The 23,870-nt window shown below is 68.9% G+C and carries 9 protein-coding genes; 1 reads left to right on the forward strand and 8 read right to left on the reverse strand.

The window, feature by feature from the left end:
* Window positions 1-14,931: a hypothetical protein gene (locus AB0H83_RS32015; protein ID WP_360101509.1), complete on the reverse strand. Its 14,931-nt coding sequence runs from the start codon at window positions 14,929-14,931 to the stop codon at window positions 1-3.
* 609 nt (window positions 14,932-15,540) lie between these two features.
* On the opposite strand from AB0H83_RS32015, the gene AB0H83_RS32020 reads away from it, so the two are divergent.
* Window positions 15,541-17,091, forward strand: coding sequence for a hypothetical protein (locus tag AB0H83_RS32020; protein ID WP_360101511.1), 1,551 nt, complete (start codon window positions 15,541-15,543; stop codon window positions 17,089-17,091).
* 7 nt (window positions 17,092-17,098) lie between these two features.
* On the opposite strand, the gene AB0H83_RS32025 is transcribed toward AB0H83_RS32020, so the two are convergent.
* From AB0H83_RS32025 to eccD, 7 genes are all read right to left on the reverse strand, one after another.
* Entirely contained in the window at window positions 17,099-17,491 is a 393-nt protein-coding gene (locus AB0H83_RS32025) for a YbaB/EbfC family nucleoid-associated protein (RefSeq protein ID WP_360101513.1), read from the reverse strand.
* Window positions 17,382-19,697: a hypothetical protein gene (locus tag AB0H83_RS32030; RefSeq protein ID WP_360101515.1), complete on the reverse strand. Its 2,316-nt coding sequence runs from the start codon at window positions 19,695-19,697 to the stop codon at window positions 17,382-17,384. Before AB0H83_RS32030 ends, AB0H83_RS32025 begins: the two co-directional genes overlap by 110 nt.
* 22 nt (window positions 19,698-19,719) lie before the next feature.
* Window positions 19,720-20,217 carry a hypothetical protein gene (locus AB0H83_RS32035; RefSeq protein WP_360101517.1) on the reverse strand — a complete coding sequence of 166 codons (498 nt, stop codon included), beginning with the start codon at window positions 20,215-20,217 and terminating at the stop codon, window positions 19,720-19,722.
* Between the two features lie 2 nt (window positions 20,218-20,219).
* Complete coding sequence (locus AB0H83_RS32040; protein ID WP_360101519.1) at window positions 20,220-20,525, reverse strand: WXG100 family type VII secretion target; 306 nt, start codon at window positions 20,523-20,525, stop codon at window positions 20,220-20,222.
* 28 nt (window positions 20,526-20,553) lie between these two features.
* Window positions 20,554-20,862, reverse strand: a complete 309-nt coding sequence (locus AB0H83_RS32045; protein ID WP_360101521.1) for a WXG100 family type VII secretion target — start codon at window positions 20,860-20,862, stop codon at window positions 20,554-20,556.
* Window positions 20,863-20,944: 82 nt separating this feature from the next.
* The gene (eccB, locus tag AB0H83_RS32050; protein WP_360101523.1) at window positions 20,945-22,372 is read right to left on the reverse strand and encodes a type VII secretion protein EccB; all 1,428 of its coding nucleotides are present in this window, start codon (window positions 22,370-22,372) and stop codon (window positions 20,945-20,947) included.
* A gap of 18 nt (window positions 22,373-22,390) precedes the next feature.
* Window positions 22,391-23,764 carry a type VII secretion integral membrane protein EccD gene (eccD, locus tag AB0H83_RS32055; RefSeq protein ID WP_360101525.1) on the reverse strand — a complete coding sequence of 458 codons (1,374 nt, stop codon included), beginning with the start codon at window positions 23,762-23,764 and terminating at the stop codon, window positions 22,391-22,393.
* Between the last annotated feature and the right edge of the window lie 106 nt (window positions 23,765-23,870).

A 23,870-nucleotide genomic window follows, 5' to 3' on the forward strand; every position in this document is an offset into this window, starting at 1 on the left:
CTACCCGACGTCGGCTGTTTCGTGCTGCGGCTCGGCGACGACGAACTCGTTCGCGCCCAAAACTCTGACGTAGGCGTCGAACGCCAATGGTGACCGGGACTCCACCATGCCGGTGTTCGGATCGTAGACCAGGATCTGGCCGTTGGATCCCACGATTGCCGCCAGCGCGTGGCGGTCATTCCCGAACCAGATCCGGGTGCCGGCCGGCCAGGTCTGGCTGCGGATCGTTGGCGTCGACTGGTTTTCTGCGGGGCTCTGGGCGGACAACATCGCCCTGGCCTGCTCGACCTGGGCGGCGAGTCCGCCGTGGTCAGTCCAGAGGAAGTGGCTGAACACGGCTGCCCGCCGGTCAGTCTCGTTCAGGTCGTCGAACCGCAGGCCGGTGGGCGGGGTGCCGCTGGTCAGCCAGTGTATCGCCAGGTAGGCGCAGAACTGGCCGGCCACCTCCCACCCCGTGCCCGGGCTGTGGTTGCCGACCCGATACGTGTTGCGGTCGGTATTCCAGTACAGATTCGGGTTCGGGTGCAGGTCTTCGTCATAGTGGATGACCGCCCTGGGCTGCTCCGGCTCGTGCACTGCCGCCGATGAGGCGTCCCGTGTTTTCACCGAGTCAGCCGGCGGCTCCTGCCCGTCGAAGGACTCCTCCGCGTCGAAGAACTCCTCCGCGTCGAAGTACTCCTCATCCTCGTCGGAGGACTCCTCATCCTCGTCGGAGGACTCCTCATCCTCGTCGGAGGACTCCTCATCCTCGTCGGAGGACTCCTCGTCCTCGTCGCGCGGCTCCTCCACGTCGGAGAACTTCTTCCTGGGCACGTCGTCATCGGACGTGGGCCCGGCTGCCTCTTCGAGCAGGAGCCGCTCCCAGCCCTGGTTGGGGTCGGGCTCGATCAGCCGCCCGTTGGGGTCGAACTCGGCCTGGCGCCCCAGGGGGTCGATGCGGTAGGTCCTTGTCACGCCGTCAAGGCCGGTATGCCGCACCTCGACGTTGATCTGGAGCTCGCGGGCCACCTGCCGACCGATGGGCACCGGGTGCAGGTCGAAGATGGGAGGCTTCCGCCGCTCCAGGGACTCCTGCCAGGACCCCATCTCCTGCGGGGCATCGACCCCTTCCCGGCCGATGCCCCGCAGTTCCCGCTGCGCCCTGCCGAGGGCGGCTTCGTAGGCGCGGACGGCCGCCTCCGCATCCCTGCTGATGAGCACGAGGCCGGGATGGGTGGAGGCGTCGTGGCCGCCCCGCGCCGGGACACCCCCCACGTCGGCTCGGAGCGCCTGGGCCACCTCGCCGGCCGCCTGGAACTGGTCGTATCCCTGCCGGTCGACCTCGGCCAGCAGTTCGATCAGGTCGCGCCGTGGCGCGTCGTCGCGCACCTGCGGCCAGGTGGCCGGGTCCGGTCCGATCGGGTCCAACGGCTGCAGCCCCTGCCGGAGCATGTACATCTCGCCGACGGGCATCCAGGCGTAGACGGGCCCGCTGACCGGCTCGCTGTACGCGATCGGCTCCACGTCATCGGGCAGCCAGTTGCTCTTCTCCACCAGCCGCGCCCCGAAGACGAACGTTCCGCGCACCTCCACGAGGACGTGTCCGTCCACCCTCTTGTTGTGGTCTTCAAGGCGGGTGTTCGCGGCATACGTGCTGGTCTGGCCGTGGGCCTGGTTGAAGCCGGTGCCCGGCGCCCCGGCCATCTGATCGGCGCCGTAGTCGGCCGTCTGGTGTGCCTGGTCCTTGATGTGTACCGCGCCACCACTGTCCATCCCGGCGCCCCAGCCCGCCCTGAGACTGTCGGACGTATGGCTGAACGCTCCACCCTTCTGGTTCTTGACGTAGACGCCGGTACCCAGATCGGAGAAAGCGACCTCCCGGATGTCATAGACGTCGCCGGTCATGAATATCGTCATGCGTTTGCTGGTGCGACCGGGCAGGACGATGTCGGTGCCGAGCACGTACACGTTGCCTGCCACGGCTTGGTGCAGGTGGCCCTGCAGGCCGGTGCGGCTCAGGTCGACCGGCACCGAGAGGCTGGACAGGTAGGCCGGATCGTCGGCCTCCTTCCCGACCAGTTCGACCATGAGCCCACGGAGCACCGGCATGGCGGAATCGAGCAGGACGAGGCTGAAGTTGGCGTCTGCCGGCCATCTCGTCACCGGCCGGTAATCCGGCTTGTGCGGACCGATCATCGGCACCGCGTCGACCAGACTCCTCGGGAGCTTGAGCACCGTGGTGCCGGCGTACTCGCGCTCCACCCGCGCGCCCTGACCGGTCACGTTGCGGTGGATCTTGTTGAACAGATTCGTCACCGGCGCCCCCGCCAGGTCTACCTGCTCCACCGTGATCTTCAGGCGGTGCCCCACCTTGGCTCGGGCCACATCGTTCCAGCCGTAGAAGGTCTGCTCCTTGACCTCGGTCTCGGAGTAGGTCATGGCCGTCTTGCTACCCGTCGCCGCGTTCACCCCCGGCGTGCCCGCGAGGCTGCCCTTCGCGAGGTCGTTCGTGGGCTCGTCCGGGTTGTGGTGGCCGAACGAGTCTCCCGTTCTGAGCGACGTGTTCGCCGAGTAGCCGAAGTTCTGCGCCCGGGTCTCGCTCCGGCCGTCGTATCCGTGAACATAGCTCTCAATACCGCTCTGTTCGACCATCTCGACCACCGCCGGCTCTTCTGTCAGCCGGTACTTCATTGTGATCTTGATGAAGCCGAACCCGATCGCACCCTTCCGGTCGCCGAGGACGAACTGGACGCCCTCCTCGTGCATCATGTCCTCGAGCATCGGCTCCACCCGCTTGCCGCCCACCATCGCCTGCAGACCGACAAGGCCACCCTGCATCTTGCCGATGACGCCGTCCCCGCCCTTGTACCACACCTCGGGATCGCTGGTGATCAATCCGGGACGCGACTCCTGCACGAGGTTGAGCACCAGGTCGATCAGCTGCGCGCCGTCCGGACCACCGAGCTTCGGATCGGCGGCCAGGGCGATCAGCTGCGCACCGTCCGGACCACCGAGCTTCAGCTCGGCGTCAAAGGTCAGCCTGTGGACGCCGACGAAACCGAGCCCCTTGACACCCGGTCGCTTGAGGTACGGGGGGATCCACTTGTCGGCGAACGGGTTGCCGCCGCCGTCGAGGCGGCGCTCGGGGAACTCGGCGTTGAACTGCTGCAGGGTTTCGCCGGTGACATGCAGCTCGCCGCTGTTGTGCTTCTCCCGCAGGATGCGTGCCCATTCGGCGAGTGGGACGGCGCCGTCCCACTCGCCGAACTGGGCCTGGGAGGACATCCGCCGGGCCAGCACACCGGCGACGACGTTGCCACTGAGCTTGAACTTGCCGTCGTTCCAGTTCGTCAGTATCCGGTGGAGCACGGCGTCGGGGATGGGCAGGTCGCCGTTGCGGTAATGCTCCAGGGCATCGAACCTGCTCAACGCAATGAGAGCGGACCGGCCGGCGACGGGCACCTCAGTGCGGGGATCGACCGAAGTCGACCAGAGCTTGCTGTGCCGCTCCTTCACGGCGCGCACGTGGTACGAGAGATCGACGTCGAAGATGAGGACCGAGTCCGCGTCGTCCTGGTAGATCAGCTCGAGAAGCTCTCTCGCACCGGCACGGAGCGAGGAATACGACTCGCTCTTCCCCCACGAGATGCTCCCACCCAATGAGCCGGTCATGTCGGTGTCGTCGACGGGCCCGCCTGCGCCCAGTTGCAGCGTGAGGGAGTGCCCGGTGGACCGGGTCGCCGTCTGTGACGCCTGCGCCAGCCACAGCTTGATCAAGCCGAGCACGAACTTCGACGTGGCGCTGCCGGCGTACCTGATCGCACCCGGGGTGGCCCTTATCGCCATCGCGGCCATGCTGTCGCGCAGGAATCCGGGGTCGAAGAACTGGTCGCTGACGAACGTGTTCTGGAAGATCTCCGGCAGGTGCGCGAGCATGATGACGTTGCTGCCGAAGATGCTCGCCGCCTCGTCGTTGATCTCTCCGGGGCCGGTCATGTCCGGCAGCAACCGGCGGATCGCGTCGATCACGCCCTGGGTGTCCGCCCACAGTGGAACGGCGTCCTGCAGGATCTTCATCGACATCGGCTGGGAGATGACCGGCTCCCCCGCCTTCGGCGGGTTGTTGATGAAGTCCGCGATGTGCAGGGTGCTGAAACCGTCCACCGAGATGGGCCGCGGAACTCCGAGTTTCAAACTGCTGTACTCGATGATCGCGATGAACTTTCCCGGAATCCGGAACTCGGCCAGTCTGCCCGGAAATTCCGCCAGGTAGGGCATGTTCGTCATGAGGAACTGCGCCTCACTCGCGCCGTACCCCTTGGCGAACTCGTACCCGACCGTGCCCGCCCGCAGGAACTTCAGTTTCGGGTTGTCGCCGGTGTATCCGACGGTGGCCCTGATTCCGGCGGAGTCCCTCGTCCCACCCGAGATGCTGGGCGCCATCGAGTCCATGCCCATGGTGAGGTTCGTGTTGGTGAGCTCATCGGTATACCGGACGAAATACTCGGAGTGCCGGTTTCCCTCGTGATCTGTGTACTCCTGAAGGCTTTCCTCGACCTTGATCGTGATCCGGGCGTATCTGGTGGGGCCGGTCGGGCTGCGCCGGACGAGCGTGAAGATCATGCCGTCGTTACGCATCTGTGTGGCGAACGAGTCGAAGCCCTGCCTCGACACCATCTTCCTCAGGAAGTGCAGGTTGTCGATCATGCTGTCGCGCGTGCTCGCGCTCTCGCTGAACGGATGGTGCTGGTCCGGCACGAAACCGGTCCTGCGCAGTTCCTCCAGCAGGCCGTTGTGGATCGTCTTGATCGGGCCCTGGTCGGTCTTCACCAAACCGAAACCGGGGCCCTTCCCCCGCTGCACATGCTGCGGCAGCGGCACGGCCTTCGGATCGTCGGGCTTCGGCGCGGTATCGCGAATGGCTCCCGGCCGCGGGCTCAGGTCGGACGGGTCGGTCACCGCTTCCTTGGCCACCTGGAAGCCATGCAGATAGGCGTCGACCTCGGGAATCTGCAGCCGTGCCCTGACCGGCAGCGGTGCGAGCTGGTACCGGCCGAGATCCGAACTCTTGGAGGTGCTGACGAATGCGCGGAGCGTCACCGACGCGTCATATCCGCTGGTGTAGCCCCGGTACCGGCTCACCAGCACCCAGAGGCCGGCCCGCCCGGCGCCGAGGCCAGCCGAATCGCTCCAACTCCTCGCCAGGGAGGCCGTGGCGCTCACCTTCACGATTTCGGCCGGCATCGGTATCAGGTCGACACCGCCGCTCAGCGTGAGCTTGGTCTCCTGACCCACCCCCTGGCTACCGCTCATGACCTGGATCGCGGTGCGCACATCCTCGATCTGCGACCCCTTGCCGGGCGGACTGACCAGTTCGCCGTCGTTCCGCTCGGCGAAGATCCAGACCGTGGCCCGGTCGCCACCTCTGCCCCCGACGGTGAAGTGGTAGCCGTTCTCGTCGTTGGCCGCGTCCTTCAGGTTGGTGTTGAGATTCAGCACCACTCGCTGCCGGAGGTCTTCCCGGGTCGGGTGGCCGATCGGCAGATCCAGCCCACGCTCCCGCAGCGCCCTGACGATGTTGTCGAAGAGCTCGACCTTTCCGGTCACCTCGGAGGCGTGCAGGATGTCCGGCAAACCCGTCTGACGTGCACGCTGATCGGCCAGGTTATGAATGTGCGCCAGATACTGCTGCCAATGGGAATGGTACTCGTGGAGCTGGTCGAAGTATTCCTTCTGCCGGCCCTCCCAGGCGCGCAGCGCCGCGCCGTACTCTTCCCTGGCCGCCTCGCTCTCGTCGGTGGATCGTTGCGGCTTCTCGTCCCTCGGTCGCGCCGGCATCGGCGGTGCTTGCAGCTCGAAATACTCCCCGAGCCGCAGGTAGTAATCCCGCTGCGCGTCCTTCCATGCCTGCAGTTCGGCCTCGTACCGCTGCGTCTCTTCCGGAGAGTCGTTCGCGGGCCGCTGCGGCATCTCGACCGCTGGCTTCTGCGGCATCTGCGCATCCCGCGCCGGGGGTTTCCGCACGGTCACCGTCTCGGCCGGCCGGGGCCCGAGATCGGACTCGCTCACCCAGACGATGAGTTTCTCGTTCTTCGGCCCGTCGATGGCATGCCGCTCCACATCGGCGAAGGGGATGGCACCGTCGACGCGGAACTGCAGCCAGAAGTTCGGTTCACCCGCGACCGCCACCTGCGGCCCGCGGTTGGTGTCCACCATGCCCTGCTCGGCGTCGTGCTCAGCCTTGATGGTGTTCGTCACCTTGTTCTTCGTCACGTTCAGCGAGACGCTGACCTTGGCGACGTGCGCGATGTCCGGACCGATACCGACGCCGGCACTGGCCGTCGCGTTGAGGTTGGTGACGCCCATCTGGCCGGTGTGGGCGTAGCCATGGGTGCCGGTCTGGAACCTGCCGTGGGTCACCTCGGTGGCTTTGATACCCGCAGCGGGACTGCTGGCGGGAGCGGCTGACGTCGTCTCCTCCGTCCCGGCGCTTTCGGCGGGGGGAGCCGCCTCGTCCTGCGTGCCGCGAAAGTCATCGCCGTAGCGCCCTGGAACGCCACCGAAGGAGCCGCCCGGGTGAGCGACCTTCCAGAAATGCGTAGGATCGATGCCGATCAGTACTTCGGCGCCACCCAGATTGAGCAGATAGCCCGACAGCAGTTCCATGTAGCTGTTGGCCAGCTCCATCGGCAAGGCACGAAGCCGCTCCGGCGGAATCGTGACGCCATTCGCCTGCGCCAGGTCCATCAGCTTGTCGACGATCTGCGTGGCGTACGGCAGGCCGGCCTTCAGCGAGGCTTTCCCGAGGGCATAGCGGGACACGTTGATGGGCTCCGACAGGCCCACCATCCGATGATTGCCACCGTGGACCATGATCGAGACGAGACGGACCGGATCCGGCGTCGACGCCGCGGTCGTCCCGCCGGTGTGCGCGGCCTCCGACGGCGCCACCACCCCCTCGCCCGCACGCGCGGTCTCGACGGCCTGCTGGAGTCGCCGCTCGTACAGCTCTGCCTGGTCGATAAACGCTTCCACGTCCTGGCGATGCCGATCCAACCGGTGCCGCCACTCCCGGACGACCTCCAGGTGCTCACTCACGGCTTTCGTGCCCCCGGCCGGCGGACGCTGCGGTGGCGGCTCGGTGAACCTGTCCGGCGGCACCGGCGGCGGATCGGTCAGCAGACCCGTGTCGGTCCCGTGCCGTGCCACGAACGCCGACCGCCAGCTGTCGCCGTACACGATCTCCGGTAGCAGCACCTGCTCCGGGTCCTGACCGCGCAGCTCCAGTTGCCGCTCATGCTTCCGGGCGTCGCCGACGAAATCACGCAGGTCCTGGTAATGCCGGTACACGGCATCCCACCAGGTGCGTTCGACGGCGGTAACCGCCTTCCGCTCGACCGGCTCCTGCACGTCCTCGAACCGCGGCCTCGGGTCGGTGACGCTCACCGGCTGCACCCGCGCCTCCGCCAGGGTCGGCGCGGCGACCCGGTCCGCCTCGGCCTTGCCCATGCGCAGCCGGGCCGTCACCGGCGCGAGCTGAAACGTACTGCGGCCACCATCTCCCATCGGCTGGTGCTTGCCGTCCAGCCGCTGAAGCTCCAGACGCACCCGGGTGTCGTAGACCCCGTACTGGCCCGAGTGGTCGACGATCGGCGTCCCATCGGACTTCGGCCCGCTCGTGAACATCGATTTCAAGCCACCCGAACCGTGCCTGGGGGCCGCGGGCCGCACCGGCGGTTGCCTGCTGACGTACGCCAGATGACCGTTCTCCGCTTCCGCACGGATCCGCACCCCGGGCGGGTTCGTGCCCGGCACATCCAGCCAACCCTGCAACATCTGCGGCATGTACTCAGTCAGGTCGCGTGCCAGGAAGTCCTGCACCGCCCGGTAGATCGGGCTCTGCGGGGTAAGGTCCGGGAAGACCGACTTGAGGAAGTCGGCGGCCCCCTGAAGCGAAGCGCTCACCCCCTCTACCTCGACCTCACCGACCCGCGTCTCCTCGTTGTAAGTGATCCTGCTCGGCAGGTCGCTGAAGGACCGCGGCTTCGTGGCCTCCCTCGACAGCTGCCAGTGCAATCCGTTCCGGACCGTGAAACCGGCCGGTGGAGCGCCGTCGCGCGGGTTCGTGCCATCGGTCACCAGAAAGTGCACGTCATCGATGTGCACCACCGTGTCGCTCACGTGCCGCTTGGTGGTGAGCGCGCGCTTGCCGTACTTGGTGAGGACCGTCTTGACTTCCGCACGGAACGTCGCCGCGGCCGAGTACCGGCTCCATTCTCCGTAGTTGCTGGCTCTGATGATGATCTCGGACCGTGTCCCGTCCCCTCGGGTGATCCGCAGCCGATACCCCTCGCCGAAGAACCGCTCCGGACGCTCCCGCAGGTCCCGGGCGATCGTTTCGCGCGCCGACCGGCGCAAATTGTGCTCGTCAGCGATCCTGCGGGCGATCTCGTCGGTCAGCTTGAACGAAGGCCGGTCACGCCCGAACGCCGAGGGCACCGCCTTCGGCACGGTGTGGTCGTCCGCGAACCTGACAACACCGTTGGGCTTGCCGGGCGGTGGCGTCGCTCCCTCCTGGAGCCACGGACGCCGGTCACGACTGGCGAACACCTCCTGACGGATCGGCGTCCCCGAACCTTCGCTCGGCTCCGCCGGCGTCGGGATCGCCCCGCTGCGCTGCTCCAGCCTCCGCAGGTGTTCCCACTTCTGCTCGGTGGTCGGATTCGGATTGCCTTCCAACCCGGTCGTGTTCGTCACCCACACCAGGGCCTCCGCCGGCGTCAGCGGACGGGGCTGCACACCGGTGTGCTGGCGGAACGCCCCGGCGAAGGCGAGCTCCTCCAGCTTGGCCACTCGAGCATTGACCGAGCGCGTGCTCGGCATGTGTGGTTCGTCCGTCCCCGCAACGGTCTGCAGGGAGCGCGCCGGTGCCGGACCGGCGAGCATCCGCGCATCGATCACCCGCTCGGTCAGATCCAGGTACCGCTGGCGCAACCCGCCCTGCCGCAGGCTTCCCTCCGGCGCCTCGGGAAAGACATCCGCCGGAACCGGGTCGTCGAACCTGCCCATCAACGAGCCAGGAACGTCCAGCGACCCCTGCGCGGCGCCGGGTCCCCGGTACTCGTCCAGGAAGAAGAATCCATGACCGAGTTCGTGGGCTACCGCGCGGACGTCCATGTCCGGATGCCACTGGAACTGCGTCACCTCAGTGTTCAGGTTCGACAGGCTGATGACGGCATGCGCCGGCGAATCCGTGGCCTGCGGCAACCTGAAGGTCGGGCGGCCGTGCTGACGGAACTGGTACGGCGAGTCGTTGAACAGGGTTTCGGCCGCGCTCACCTGGTCCCAAATCCGCGCCAACTGCTCCGGCGTGACCGTCGCGTCCGGCACGATCGTCAACCGCTGCGTCAACTCCGCGGCCCCGGGCCTCAGCACCACGTCGAAAGCCGCCCGATACCGCACATTGGTCCGCGGGTTCACCCACGCCAGGTCCACATCCAGCACCTCCGGCTGCCCGTCCCGGCGAACCTGCTGCGGGGTGGGCGACGGAGCCGTGGTGTGCGGTCCGGAGCGGGGCTCGGCGAGCGTCAGATCGACCGGCCGTGCCAGCTCACCGAGGCGCCACTGTCCGGGCAGGTCCGCATCCGCCGGCGCGGGGTCGAGGCCGAACCTGCGCAGGACGTCCGCGGGCACGTCAAGTGGCACAACGGCGGGCCGGCCGTGGTCGTCCACCAGTATCCGGTCGGTGACCGTCGTGACACGTGACGCCAGGCTCGGTTCGTCGAGGATGAAGTCGGTCACGGCACGCCAGGCCGCGGCTGGAACAGGAAGCGCCTCGACGACGGGGGCGACGTAGGTCAGGTGCAGGTCGCCGTCCCGGTTGTAGAGTTCCCGGACCAGCGTGGCCACCACGCCCTTGACCACATCGGGCACCTCACTCGCGGTGAACTGTCCGACCGGCTCGAAGGGCCGGGACGGCAGCCAGCTCTGCGCCGACCCCATCGTGAACGCGGTGAGCCGCGGCAACGCCCGGTAATCGGGGTAACCCGCCCAGGTCGGCGTCGTCAGGTTCTCCGGGCCGGTACGCGCGAGCACCGAGCTGCGGCGATGGCGCAGATCCGGCCAGGTCCACGCCTCGGCCGACGCTCGGTCGGTGACGTTGTGGCCGGGGCCGAGCTGGGACTGGGGGAGCGTGTAGTTGTGCGCGATCCGATCAAGGTATGCGTTGACAAACGGGTGGTTGCGGGCCGCGAGCATGGCCGAGTTGGCCACCTCCACACCGCCGGACAGTTCCAGGGCGTGGACTGCGAAGCCGTCCGGCCCCAGTTGCGACCGCAGGAGTTCATCAACGGCCACCGATTCGGGCACCTCGATGCGATTGTCGGGGTCGGTGTGCCCGCCGCCGAAGCGCCGCTCGATCTCCAGCCGGACGATGTCGCTCGCCGCGGCATACCCCAGGCCCATCCGCTTGGCCATTTCCATCCGGTACTGGGCGGCGAGCCGCATCGGTGCATCAGCATGGAAGATCTCGTCCACATTGATCAGCCAGATGTCGTGTCGCCGGGCCCAGTCCAGCATCTGCCGCACGCCGGCCAACGGACCCTCGACGTTCTCCGGAGCCTCCTCGGCGAGGTGGAACGTGGCCCGGGGGATGTCGGTCCAGAGCACTACCGGGACACCGGCTGCGGCCATCTCGGCCAGGTTTTCCTGGAACTCCTGCTTGGTAGCTGTATCCGCGGCCAGCGGGCTGCCCAGCCAAGGCGAGTGGAGCAGGACGGGCATCTCCATGGACTGCGGAATGTCTTCCATGTCGTCCGGCAGCCTCGCACCGGTCGACCACTCACGAGGGTCGCCCTGACGTTCCACTGTCACGACGGACGCCGGAGCGTCGAAGAAGTCGGACAGTCGCAGCGGAGTGTCGGACAGGCGGTCCTCGGGTACCGCGGCCATGTTCAACTTGTGGAAGAAGCCCCACAACATGCTGGTGGGGATCTGGCTCTGGTCGAGGCCGGACAGGAATGACGGCGGCGGCGGGGCCTCGCGCAGCCCGAAGAGATCCGGCCCGAGCAGCCCGTCCGCCGGGGCCGTGACTCGTGCCGACGAGCGCAGGTCGGCCAGGATCTGCTCAGCGGACGGTCCCTGGTGCGGCCCGGGCAGTCCGAGCTCACGGCTAGCCTCGTCGATGCCACCACCGTTCGCGACGATCCCGCGGGTCCGGTCGAACAGTTCCCTCAGCCGGGTGCCCGGATCGGAGCCGCCGATGCGCACGCGGTCGGCCAGCAGCAACATCTCGTCCCGGTTGGCCCGGCTCGGGAACGGCGTGTCCTTGGCCAGGCGGTCCAGCACCGCGATGGTGGATCGGTCGGCGTGGTCGTCGGCGTCGGCCTCGAACAGTTCCAGCGCGCGCGAGGTCTCGGCACGGAGCAGGCCGTCGGGAGATCCGATCTCCACGCCGAGCTCGATCTTGAATGTGTAGCCGTGTTCGGCGGCGAAGGCGCGCAGGAAGTCCACCTGCCCCTGCGCCTCCTCGCGCGTGGTGTTCCTGGTGAGTGACCCATGCAGGTCGCCCCAGTTCACCGTCACCCTCGCGACGTCGTGCCACGACATGCCGCCGTGGATCTGGGCCTCGAAGTACCGCCCGAGGGCCGCGTACCCCAAACGCTTGATGTCGCCGCGCATCTCCTCGTCGTAGCGGAACCCGGTGACGCCACCCAGGACCAGCCGGACGTTGTCCTGCGGCCCGTGCGCGAGCAGGCCGTAGAGGTGCTTGTGGTCGGTGTACCCCGCGATGCCCGAGAGACCGGGCGCGGCGCTGTCCTGCGGGGTGTAGGTCGCCCGCTGACGAACCTCTTCTTTCAGGTACAGCACGGTGGAGCCGTAACCGTATGTCCCGCCGTGCTGCAGCCCGGACAGCAGCGCGCCGTAGACCGGCAGCGCCGTCGGATCGGTCGGGTCGAATTCCGCGGCCCTGTCCCGGATGTCGGCGGGATCACCGGAGACGCGGTTGAGCACCGACGCGTATCCCTGCTGCTCCTCCACCCAGCCGCGACCGCCCCGGAAAGGCGTGCCGGTGGTGTAGCCGTTCTCCCAGTAGGTCGGGAAGCGCTCCCGCCGCGTCAGGTGTTCGGCCCACGTCTCCGCCCGCCGCCCCGCATGGCTCGGCGCACCGCTCGGCGCGCGGCCGAGATCGATGTTGCGCGCGATCGGCATCGTCTGCAGGTGCAGGTGGGCGGCTTCGAGGATCTGCTCCATCAGCACCGGGTCGTCCACGGGATAGCCGGTCTGTGCCCGCTCGTTGATCGCGCGGACGCGGTCCATCAGCGCCGCGCGGTTCGCATCGTGTGCCGCCGCGCCGCGTTGCGCGGCGACCGACAGCGCGTGCCGTTGCACCTCGGTCAGGCCTGCGCCGGGATGCGGTACCGGCACGGCAGCACCGGCGGGAGCTTCCAGACTCGGCAGGTGCGGCTCGGCGAACCCGTCCACGGTCTGCGGGAACGGCCGAGGCAGTGGGCCACCGTCGATGCGCGCGTCGATCAGACGCTCCGTCAGATCCAGGTACCGCTGCCGCATGCCACCCGGCGGCAGCTCCCCGTCCGCCGGCTCGGCCGGAAGATCCTCCGGTACCGGCGCGCGGAATCTCCCCATCAACGAGCCGGGCACGTCCAGCACCGTCTCCGGATCGCCGGGCTGCCGGTGCTCCTCCAGGAAACCGAAACTATGGCCCAGCTCGTGAGCGATCTCCTGAGCCGTCATGTCCGGGCGCCAGCTGCGCTGCGTCACCCGCGCATGCCGGCCGAGCGCGATCTCCTGATGCGCCGGCCCGTCCGTGACCGGCACCACGCTGAACTTCGCGGTGCCGTACTTGCGGAACTCATACCGCGGGGCGTTGTAGTACTCCTCCACCGCCGCGCGAACCGTATCCCAGGTCGTCACCAGGTCCCGCGCCGCGAGCGCCGCATCCGGCACGATCCTCAATCTGAGGGTCAGCTCCGCGGCCGGACGACCGCCCTCACCGGTCAGCCGCACGTCGAAAGCCGCCCGCGTGCGCACACCCGTCAACGGATGCACCCACACCCCGTCCACGTCCAGCACCCGCGACTGCCCATCCGGGCGAGCCCGCTCCGGCGACCGGGACAGCTGGGGGGCCGGCGGCTGATCCCGCACGTCGCTCGTGGTGAGGTCCGGCCCGGCTTTCGGCTCCGAGACGGTCGACGGCCGGCTGGCCTCCGGCTCCGGGAAGCCGGCGACGGCGACCGAGCTCGAACGTGCGGGGCTCGTCCGTGTGGGATCCCGGTACTCGACCAGCTCGCCGGCGTCGACCGGATCCCGGGACTCCGTGCGTGGCCGGGCGGACTGGAACGCGTTCTCGTGCTCTCCCTCGTGGCGCAGCCAGTCGTAGGCGTCGCCGTCCTTCGGTGCCCACGTCTCGTGGAACGCGTGGAACCAGTCGTCGCGGAACTCGGGCGCCAGCTCGTCCCGGACGGCCTCGTCGGTCGTGTGCCGGCCGGCGAGACCGTCGAACATGGCTCCGGCCCGCGTCAGTCCCTCGGCGGCGTCGGACTCGAAGGCGAGGTGCTCGTCCAGTTCGCCGGTGAGCCGGTCGACGTGCTCACCGTACGCGGCGGAGTCGCCCGGCTCACCGGCCTTGAAGTGCGCGGTGAAGGCCGCGTCCACGCGCTCCAGGTAGCCGGACCTCACCCGGTCGATCGCCTCCTGCCCGAGGGGTACCAGGCCGCGGCCGGACAGGTGCTCGGCGAAGCGGGCCTCGGCCTCCTGCTTCGCGACCTCACGGGCCGTCGCGACCGCGATCGTGCGCGGCAGCGTCCCGACGACCTGCGCCACCTTGGCATCCCACTCGGCGGCCTTCGCGGGGTCCGGCTCGGCGCCCGGGCCGTCCGGGTAGACGCTGCGGAAGCCCTCCCCCAGGTCGCGGAAGAGGCTGTTGCGCACCGCGTCGAGCGCGGCCGCGCCCGGCTCCTTGCCGTCCAGGCCGAAGCGGTCGAACAGGTCGGCGGAGTCGGGCCTGGCGCGCTGCTTCCACTGCTGGCTGACGGTGCTGAGCCGGTCCCACCGGTCGAGCAGCGGCTTGTCCCACGCCGCCACTTCGCGCAACTGGCCGGGCAGCTTGCCGGTGAGTGCGGCGACCTGCTCGTTCCAGTCGGCCTCGGGGGTGCCGTCCTTCGGCGCGGGAGCGTACGGGTCCAGATGCCCGTAGGTGTTGTGGAAGGCGGCGGCCACCCCGGCGACGTAGCCGAGTTTGAGGTGCTCGACGGCGTGCTGACGGAACTCGCTGAGCAACTGGGTGACCGGGTCGGTGTTCTGCGTCGGCGGCTCGGGTGGCTGGCCGAGGTGTTCGGCGGCGGCCGCGGCGAAGGCCTCGGCCGCCTCGTCCTGGGCTGCGAGCCGCCCGGTCTCCAGGTCCACCTTGGCCGGCAGCCCGGCGGGCACCTCCCCGACGATGCGCAGCGCGTCCGCGGCACGGACGGTGATGCCCCGGCTCCCCGGTGCGAGCACCGGTGCCAGCTTCTCGTCCAGGAAGGACCGGACGGACTTGCCGACCGACTCCTTCACCGCGGCGGCGACCTCCGGTGGCATGGCCGCCAGGGTGTTGCGGGCAGCGGCTTCGGGACCGCCGATCGTCCTCTGGTTCATGTCGAAGTACCGCTCGACGAGCCGGTCGGCGGCCACCTGGCCGGCCACGCGCAGGGCCTGCCGGTCGAACTCCCCCGCCAGCCCGTCCAGCACGCGCTCCGGCGTGGTGTCGGCGAACCGGGTCACCTGGTCGGTGATCGACTCCATGGCGTGCTCGCGCACCTCGGCGAGGCGCTCCGGGGTCAGGTACGTGGCGGGGATGCCGAAGGCGTCGGCGAGGCTCCGGATCGAGCCGTCCTCGACCCGCTGCTGGGTCCACTGGGTGAAGCCGGCGTCGATCCCGGGCCGCGCGGCGGCCATGGTGTGCTGGACCCGCGCCCTCTCGGCGAGCTTTGCGTCGTACTCGCCGGCGATGTCCCGCTGCGTGCGCTCCCAGCCGGCGGCACGGGCACCGTCCTCAGCGAACCGGCGGGGCGGCGGCGCCACCGGGGCGGCCGGCGCGGGGTGGCCTTCCGCTGCGGCTCGCTGGCTGGCACCACCCACAGGGGGCGGCGCGGGGTGGCCCTCCGCCGCGGCTCGCTGGTTGACACCGCCCGCGGGGGCCGGTTGCCCGTTGTCCACGGTGGTGGACCGGCCGGAGCTGTCCACAGTGGTCGTGGCCTCGGGCGGCGGGGTCTCGGCAGCGGTCTGCGGAGCCGCACCGGCCGTGGTGGGGATCCTGACATCGTCCAGGAAGAAGGGGAGATCGGAGCCGCCGGCGCTGGAAGGCGGCGGAGACCACAGTGGTGGGTCCGCCCCCCGGGGCATCCCGGTCACACCGAGACCGAGGTACTTCTCGAACAGACCCGGGATCGTCGGCCGGTCCGGCCAGAACCTGTCGGCGATCGACAGCGCTCCCCATTGACCCATGTGGGCGGCGCGGCTCAACGCGGCCGACGCGGCGCCGGACTGCCAGGTCATCGTGAAGCTGTGGCTGGGATCGAAGATGAGGTTGTAGAAGCCCTCGGTGAAACTGCCGTGGCCGAACTCGGAGGTCGCCATGCCGACCTGGTAGCCGGCCCGGTAGAGGATGGTCCCCTCAGGGCTCTCCTTCAGCACCTTCCTGATCGCGTCCGGCAGGTCCTTGGCGAGCACGTTGGCCTCCGCGCGCAGGAGCGTGCCGGCCCGTTCACCCGCCGACTCCGCGGCCTCGCGGACCACGCCCCGCAGCGCGGCCTCCAGGCTCTCCTTCCCCCAGTTCGCGGCCAGCGCCTCGGCGTAGGCCCGGCCGAGTCGCCGGGCCACGTCGGCGCCGAGCACACCGCCGAGGTGCTTTTCGAACGCCTGGGCCACACCGCCGGCCAGCCGCACGATGCCCGAGTCGCCGAAACCCCTGAGGAATCCTTGGATGTCCTTGGCGAACACCTTCGACAGATCCCGGGCCAGCGCGTTCGTGGCCACGTTGGAGAGGGCGTCGCCGAAGCTGTTGGTCAGTGTCTTGCCGATGGCGGTGCCGAGCAGGCCGGTGAGGTCCCGGCCGAGGCCCTTGCCGATGCCCTTGCCGAGGCCGGCGCCCGCCCTCGCCAGCGGCCCCGCGAGCAGGCCGCCGATGACGCCGAACTCGACGGCCTGCACCAGCAGCTTGTTGTCATAGCCGTCGCGGTGGCCCTTGCTGATCTGGATGCGCTGGATGATCCGGTCCATCGCCACGCCGGTGACGACACCGATGATCACGTGCTGGGCGATGCCCTGGAACAGCCTCCGCAGCACCGTGACGATGAACTGGCGGGTGATGATGTACTTGAGGGTGAGCTCGAACAGGAACTCGAAGAACCCCATCGACGCCATGAAGATCGCGAACGCGATCTCGATCAGCAGCTGGATGAGCTGAGCGATGATCATGTATTTGCTGTACTCGGCGTCGGCCGCCGTCTTCTCGATGAACTCGCCGATCTGGCTGGCCGTCTGAGCCAGTTCCGCGAGATAGTTCGGTTGGCCGCTGGTGAACTGCGCCATCGACTTCACGAACGGATCCGTGGCGCTCATGTGGAACGTCTCGGTGAGCTCGGTGACGCCCTTGTTGAACAGTTCCGGCAACGTGTCCGTGATGCTCTTGCTGGTGTCGTGGTAGACGGCGGCGAGCGCGTACATCTGGTCGGGATCCATCTGCGGCCACTTCATGCCCGTCAACCCCTCGAACAGGTTGACGACCTCCTGTGGAACCCGGCCCAGACTCATTTCGGCCGTGCCGCGCCGTGCAGCGTGTTGTTCTGTTCGGTGACGTGGATCTGGTGGGCGCTGTCCACGACCGCGTCGACCGACGTCCGCACACCCGTCACGACGTTGCCCGAGAACTCGTCGAACTGTTTCTGGCTCGGCACGTACCGCGACGCGAACTGCAGGCCCAGCTCGTCGGTGCCCCAGACGTTGCCGATGCTCGCGCACCGGTTCTGGTGGTCCCCGAACACCTTTGCGACGCCGGTCGCCACGGCCTCCAGGATCCGTGTGCGGCGGGCCATCTCCTCCGGATTGGCGTCGTAGACGGCCATCACAGGCCCCCTTCCCGGCCCCTGCGGGCCTCCTCTAGGAACTCCTCCACCGACAACCGCCCTTCGGCGACGTCGCGCATCTGCACCCCGCCGGGCATCAACGGCTGGACGGTCTCCATCACCTCCCGCTGCATCCGGCTCCGGGCGCGCTCGACGGTCTCCCGTACCACGTTGGCCAGTTCCGCCGGTGCCATCGACCGGTATGCCGTGGTGTTGAACTTCAGGTCGACCAGCGCACCACCCGGCCCGATGGTCGCCGTGACCAGGTGGTCCTTGGACATCTCAGACACCCGCCGTGCCGCCAGTTCCTCCCTGGCTGCGGCGATCTTGGTCCTCAGGTCGTTCAGACTGGCCAGCATGCGATCGGGGTCGTTGTCCGCCAAAGGTTGCATAGTCCAACTCCTCTTCCTCCCCGGCCCGGCGCTTGCGCTTGCCGCGACCCAGCACGGCCGGCGCGACGGGCCGGTCGGTGCCCCAGACCTTCTCGTCCTCCGACAGCCAAGTGGTGCGCTGGCGGTCCTGGCCCCCCTGGCCCCCCTGGCCGCCCATGCCGCCCATCCCGGCCGTCGGCGGGTACAGGGGCACGCCACCGCCGACCGGCTGCGCGGCGGCCGGCCCGGCCGCACCCAAGGAGACGCCAGAGCTGCTTCCCGTGCTCTGGCCGGTGCTCGGGTCGGTCGACGAAGTATTGAAGTTCGAGATCGGGGCCGGCGGGGTGAGGTACTCGCCGTTGCTGTCCACGGACAGCTGGGCGGGCCTCACGACGTCCAGCCCGGTCCCGCTCGAGACCGTCGGCGGCGGCGCGTAGGAGATGGGCGGGGGGTTGGTCAGCGGGGGAATGTTCAGCGGCGGAATGTTCAGCGGGTCGTCGTCGAGGCCGGCACCGGCGCCCGACGGGACGAAGTGGCTCTTGCCGTCGCCGTCGTTGACCTGGTAGCCCGCGATCGAGCCGGTGGGCACGTCGGAGGCGTTCGGGAACTCCGACGCAGGCTTGAACTCGTATCCGCCCTTGCCGTCGGGCACCAGGAAACCGGGCGTGCTGTTCTCCGGGGCCGTGGGGGTCGAGCCGATGGAGGACGGCTGGAAGACCTGCTTGCCGTCCGGTCCGGTGATCATCCGGCCGGGAACGGCACCCGCCGGTGCCGGGGTGGTGATGAAGTCCGACGACGGGTGGTACTCGTATCCGCCCTTGCCGTCCGGCACGAGGTAACCGTCGACGCCCGTGCCTGGACCACCCGGAGGCGGGGTCAACCCGCCCGGGGGCAGGGTGGGCGGCAGCAGCGGCGGAACGAATCCGCCAACCGGACCGCCGTCCGAACCAAGCGGATCGGTGAGGTTGCCCAGGTTCAGACCGCCGTCCGAACCGAGCGGATCGGTGAGGTCGCCCAGGTTCAGACCACCGTCCCCACCGTCCCCACCCAGCGGATCGGTGAGGTTGTCCAGGTTCAGACCACCGTCCCCACCGTCCCCACCGAGCGCATCGGTGAGGTCGTCCAGGTTCGGGCCGCCGCCCGCACCTTCGGCGCCCGGCGGCGGGCTGGGCCTGTTGTTGAGCAGGTTGTTGACCAGGTCGTTCACGTTCGGGCCGCCGGAGCCGCCCCCGTTCGGGCCGTTCGGCGACCCGGCGTCGATGGGCGGGAACACGGGAGCGGTGAGCTGCAGAGCGCTGGTACTCATGCGGTACTTGTCCACGAGCGCGTCGAACGCCGTCTTGATCTCCGGTGCGTCCAGTTGCTTCAGCTTCTCCTGCCAGACCCTCTTGGCACCCGCTTCGATCTCCTGCCACATGCCCCAGGATGCGAGGCCGTGGTTCGGGGCGAAGTGGTCCGGCACCGGCAGGGCCAGTCCGCGCTCCACGTCGGCGATGCCGTTGTTGAAGGTGAGCACCCGAGCCATCGCGTTGAGGCAGCCCACCGGCGAGACCAGCCGCGGGGAGTCCGGGAGTTGATACCCCTTGCCGGTGTCGAAGGACGTGCCGCTGTCGCCCGCAATCCACCTGTTCCAGGCGGCCACCAACGCATCGTGGTACCGGACCAGGAGGTCGGCGGCCTCCCGAAGGTAGTCCAGTCCCTTCTGCAACTGGCCGGCGACGAAGTTCATGCCGTACTCGAAGCGGTCGAGGATCTGCCAGATCACGTCGGCGGCCTGGCCGTGGATCGTCGATTCGTCCTCGGCCACCGAATTCCGCATCGCGCGGATCGTCCCGGTGTTGGCATTCAGCCAGTCCAACACTCCTGTGATCGGCCCGGAGAGCCCGTCAGGAGCCCGGAACGAATCCCATTGCGCGGTCTCGGTCTGGTACGGCAGCCGCGTCGAGCCGGACATGATGGTGAAGGCGCCGTCGTAGAACTTCTGCCAATCGCTGGACGGCACGTCCGAGGCGATCTTGTTGGAGTCATAGTCCGCATACGCCTGCCACGTCTGGTAGCCGTAGGTGTAGATGACGTGGCGCTTGCCGCTCGTCCAGCTGAAGTGGTGACTGGTGAGCCACGAACCGCTCAGAATGGTGGCGCGGTCCGGCACCGCGGAGAACGAGCCACCCGAGAGCACGTTGACCGCCGATTCCCACCATTGCGCGGCCGGAAGCGAGTCGGGCACGGCTGTTCCCCTCTCCGGTGCGTCAGGTCCCGTTGATCGAGATGGTCGGAGGCCCCTGCACCGATGGACCACCCAGGCCGTTGACGGTCTGCTTGAAGTACGTCATTGCCCGCCCGGCCGTGAACGTGTTCTGCTCCTCGGAGTTCTCGACCGCTCTGATGGTGAAGTCGATGTTGGTCGTCAGATTGGTGAGCACGTCGTGCACCCAGTTGACGGCGTTGACGACGGACGAGGCGTAGCTGGTCCCGCGGGTCGCCACGAGGCTCGCCGCGGGGAAATTCTCCAGGTTTCCGGGCTTCAGGGAGAGGAGGGCTTTACCGCCGCCGCCGCCACCGCCGCCCCCGCCCCCGCCCCCGTTCATCGACGAGTTCCACGTCGAGGTGTCCCACAGGTTGGTGGCTGCCCACTCCTGCAAGGCAACGACTTCCGGGTCCCCCATCAGGTCGTTGTTCAGGTTGGCGATCTTGTTCCTCAGGTTCGTGAGGTTGTCCTTGTCGAACGCGAACGTGCCCGGGGCCACGACTAGAGACTTCCCATGTCGGACCAGGTGAGCGCGAGCCTGTTGTCGGTGTGGCTGGTGTTGTCGCGGATGATGCCCAGGTTCATGTTGCTGTTGTTCAGCTGAGCGTTCATCTCCCCGGTGGCCGTGTGCCACACGCCGTGCGCCTGCCGGAACGCATCGGGCGAGTTGCCGACGAGTCCGTCCTTGAGACTGTTCAACAGGTTCGTCAAGTTCTCGAGGACGCCTTCGAGTTCGCGCGTCGCGGCGCGCAGCACGTCGCGGGTCTGGTCGACGCCCTCGTAACGCATGTGGATGTCGGGCTGCATTGGCGGTCCTTTCTCGATCTGGGGCAGGTCAGCCGCGGCGGACCGCGATGTCGACGTTGTGCTGCTCCATCGCGCCCAGGCCCTGCAGGTTCGCGACCAGGTTGTCGTGCAGGAACCTGACGGCCTGCAAGATCCGTTGGAAGTCGTTGTCCCACTCGTGCATCACGTTCTGGAACGCCGTCGCCGACTCGCCGGAGTAGTGGTGCGCGAGCACCGCCATCTGCTCCGCCACCCGGGTGTGGATGTTGTTGCAGCCATTGGTCGCCTCGTCCGTCCCGGCGATGGCTCGCTGCATCGCGTCTTTCTGAATCGCCAGAAGACCTGCTGGGCTGGTCATCTGACCTCCCTTCGCTGGTATGATCGATGCTTTTCCACGTTGCCAACCCCGGCCAACGCGGCGCCGATGGATTCCTGACGCATCACACACATCCCTCGACGGGAAACCCCCGTGCTCCCGACCGCACCGCGCTCGCGTCGAGCAGCGGGCCGGTGGGCAGCGCGTCGAGCAGCGCGTGCGGGATCGCGGTGGCGGTGACCGCCGAATACCCGAGGGTCTGCGCGCCGGCGCCGGTCATCGGATACTTGATGCCGGTGGGCGTGATCAGATACAGGCGCCCGTTGCGGGACAGCCCCGATGAGGACAGCACCCGCACCACGGCACCGCCGGTCGGGCCGACGACGACCTTGTCGGCCGGGGCGCAGCTCGGAATGACGGACTCCGGCACGATCACCGGGTGCCCGCCGAGCGTATCGGCGTCGGTGAGGTAGACGCCGTACCGCGGCGCGTCCCCGAAGGGCTGCACCAGCAGGCACACCGCTTCGACGCCGCCGGGGCGCACCAGTTCCGGCGGCGCCGGCGGTAGGCCGATCTCGTCGTAGCGCACGGGGTCCGCGTGCGTCGTCAGCTCCCCCGCGTCCAGCTCCCGGGTCACCGGCGCGGCGCCGCCGTAGGCCAGCTTCGCCGTGTCGGGATGGGCGAGCAGCAGGGCCTGCTGGGTGCGGGTGACCGGGCGGAGCCCGCCGGTGGTGAGCACGTACGTCTGGCCCGAACCGGCGAGAACGAACAACTGGCCCACCTTGGTCGGCTGGCCGGCGATCCGTGGCCCGTCCCCGCCCCGGCCGGGCACGGGCGGCGCGGCCAGGTCAGGCCCGGCCGGCACGGCGTTGAGGAAGGCGGCGTCGACGCGCCGCACCCGCGCGTCGGCGTAGCCGAGTGCCCCGAGCGATGCCCGGTCCTCCGGCATCCGGTACCGCTTGCCCTGCCAGAGCAGATAGGTGGCGTTCTCAGCGACCCCCACCAGCACGCCCTGGCCGGCGGGCAGCACCTGCGGGAAGTCTGGAACGTCGATGAGCATCGAGGTGAGGGGCTCGCTGTCGGCACCGTTCTGGCCGGCGCAGACCCGCCACGGCCGCTCGCCGCCCAGCTTCGTCGCGCGCGGCAGCTCGTCCGGCGCGCCCGGTATCCCGATCGGCGCGCCGCGCGGCACCCCGTTGAGCGCGCTCGCCGGTACCGTCGTCGCGCTGGTGCCGCCGATCAGCAGCACCGCCGAGGCATAGTTGAGCACCTGATGGAGCGTGCCGTTGACGTAGACGTAGCGTGCCCCGCTCTCCTTGACGATGATGAGTGAGCGCGCGGTGCGCCACTTGGTCGACTTGCTCGGGACGAGCAGGCCGAAGATGGCGGACACGGCAATGGCCAGGAGCCCGAGCAGCGCGCCGATGAACACGCCACGGCTGGTGCGGGCCAGCGGCGTCTCCGGCATGTCCGGATCCGCGCCGAGAATGCCCGAGGTCAGGCGCCCAACCACGAACCGATGGGCCTGCACCTGGTCCCGGCGCGATTGCATGGTGGACTCCCGGTCGTCTCAGAACAGGTCGCGTGCCCAGCCGTACCCGCCGACCACCCACACGAGCAGGGGCACCAGCGAGATGGCGACGAGCGTGTGGAGGAGCTCGGCGGCGCGGCCCCAGTACGGGACCAGCCGGGCGCCCGGAATGGTCCACGAGCCGATGAGCAGCGTCGCACCGAGCACGACCAGCGTGACCAGGGTCGAGATCTGCCAGTTCACCGGCGCGTACAGGGCGAACCCCACGGTGAGCAGCAGCGCGCCGTAGAGGCCCGGGACGAGACTGCCGAGGCGCTGCCAGATGCCGGCCAGCGAGCGGCTGTGCAGCAGGCAGATCGCCGACACCGCGCCGGCGAGGGAATAGCTCTGCCAGGTGCGAGTCGTCGCGAGTGCCGTCAGGCAGCACATCAGGACACCACCGACCGCGAGCAGGAACGCCGTCACGTAGGAGTTGGTCAGCTTGGCCCTGGCCACCACGTCCCCGCCGGGGTGCGGCTCGATGCCCTCCTGGAGCTGGTCGGCGTTGGTCGGCAGCGGCGGGATCTTCAGCCCGGCCAGCCGCACCCCCAGCATCGGCACGAACAGGGTCAGGACGAGGACGAGCACCGCGACGGTGGCGGCGACACCGACCGGGCTGACGTTCGCCAGCACGATCAGGAGTCCGCCGACCAGGCCGATCACGCAGACCCCGACGAGCGCGAGGAACACCGCGGCGCCGGTACCGACCAGGCCCAGCGCGAGCACTCCGGTCCCGGCGGCCGCGGATGCGCCGGCGAGCACCCGGGCGCCCAGCAGCGAGCCTGTACCGGTGGTCACCAGCACGCCGGCGAGCGCCATGAACGGCATGGAGGCGACGCCGAGGAGGATGCCGGCCACCCCGTCGTCCACGGCCCGGGAAGCCGCCCCGGCGGCGAGGACGAGCAGCACGGAGATGCTGGCCGAGAACAGGACGGCGGGAGATCCGCGCATGCCGCCGGCGATCACGGCGAACGTCGCGGCGAGTGCCGCTGCCGCCGCGAAGAGCAGGGCATACCGGGTGGCGGCGGGGCGCCAGGCGTCGGCCCGGTCGCGCAGCGTGCTGGCGACACCGTCGACGAGGTCGTCGAAGTGCACCGGCGGAAGCTGATCGGCCCGCGGCCGTAGGTACACCGTGTCACCGTCGTGCAGGCCGGCGACGGCCAGTGTGCTCTCCTCGTCCAGCGGCTCGTCGCCCAGTCGCTGCAGCACCCAACCCTGGTGGACCAGACCGGCCTCGTCCATTCCCGAGCCGGCGTGCCGGAGGATCTCGGGCAACAGGTCGCCCAGCGGGACGTCCGTCGGCACCGCGAGCTCGATCCGGGAATCCGGCGCGCGGATGTTGATGCGGCACAGTCCGATCAGGGTATTCTCCACGGACGACGACCCTCCTTCGGCGTTCGCTCTCCTCCGGGGCCATGTCACCTGGCACCACCAACGAACGCCTGACATTCGGCCGACGGACCGTCAGCCGAGGGAAAGA

This window comes from Dactylosporangium sp. NPDC050688, from assembly GCF_040654515.1.
In the GTDB taxonomy this organism is placed as follows: Bacteria; Actinomycetota; Actinomycetes; order Mycobacteriales; family Micromonosporaceae; genus Dactylosporangium.